Below are 1,178 nucleotides of genomic sequence, written 5' to 3'. Positions count from 1 at the left end.
ACTCCGCGCTGAATTATCAGGCGCCGTCTGAATTTGCGGCGGCCTGGAGAAAGGGTAATTCTGATAGTGAAGGATCCGACATTACTAAGTGAGCGTTGTATCTAATCCTGGGGGCAGGTCACTCTATATAGCCATACCTAATTAACCAATGCATACAGATATAAACTGCTTCCCCATATCTGTAATAGTTAATGCTTTTTTTTCACAATTAACTTCTTCATTTTCATTTAAATTCATACCATCAATCACCTTTTTAAAAGAGGCTCCACCGATAATTTCATCATACTCTATGGAAGAGTAAATAGGAGAGAGGAAAAATTTATAATCAATTGATATTACAAGCAAACCAAGTCGGCATAAGTTATTGACATAAGATGAGAATTGTTTTGATTGTTCCAAGTGGTCTCCAAATGAAAAAAAAGATACATTACCATATACAACATCTCCAACCTTATTTTTATCACTAGAAACAATAATATCTACCAAAGGAATATAATTTTTTTCTTTTATTATGGAAATTATATTTGCTTCATCTGTTGTTAGTTGCTTAATAATTTCCACGAAAGCAGGGTGTGCTTTATCCGCTTTGTTTTTATCCATAGATGAGGCCAATAACCCAGCGAACAAGTTACTTAAAGACTCATCGTTTGCCGTATACCGCAATGCTTCAATCGTTGGCACAGCTACATTGGGTTTAGGCGTGATAATATCTTCCGGCTTGGTATCTTTTAATTTTTCAGCCACTTTAGGTATGAACTGTTCCTGAATTTTTTCATACCCCCAAACCATGACACTTAGCGGTGCAAGGGCAACATTGACTGATTTAGCGATAACGGCAAGGCCTTTACCTAGCTCCTGCGCTGCTGGCTGTATCAAATCCTGATAAACAGGTATCGACTGAGTAAGCCCAGTTATTGCATTAATAGTTTCTGCAACTTTATTTTTTCCAGAAGAATTATCATCTTCGGAAGTATTCTCATCAGTCATGATTAGCTCGATAATATAGTTGAATTTATATTCTTAGATAATTTTATCTCAATGCGCCAGCCACCCGCCTAAATAGCTTCTCATATTACCGCTCCACTTTAGCCAGGCCAGGTTGATTGCCGGGAAACGGTGAAGCCGCATTCATAAACTGCGTTACCTGTTTCAGTAACTGCCACATGTACCGGCACTGA

General features: G+C 38.1%; 2 protein-coding genes. Both read right to left on the bottom strand.

The annotated features are described in order from the left end of the window. Nucleotides 1-141: 141 nt before the first annotated feature. Nucleotides 142-987, bottom strand: coding sequence for a DUF4393 domain-containing protein (locus tag Q3A88_RS21840; protein WP_317178663.1), 846 nt, complete (start codon nucleotides 985-987; stop codon nucleotides 142-144). A gap of 85 nt (nucleotides 988-1,072) precedes the next feature. Beyond that, nucleotides 1,073-1,178, bottom strand: a 106-nt coding sequence (locus tag Q3A88_RS21835) for a hypothetical protein (protein WP_317178664.1), incomplete at its 5' end; no start/stop codon positions are given.

The organism is Pectobacterium sp. HCp5_1 (assembly GCF_032905925.1).
Classification (GTDB): domain Bacteria; phylum Pseudomonadota; class Gammaproteobacteria; order Enterobacterales; family Enterobacteriaceae; genus Pectobacterium; species Pectobacterium brasiliense_A.
This window is presented reverse-complemented; position numbering and strand designations above follow the sequence as displayed.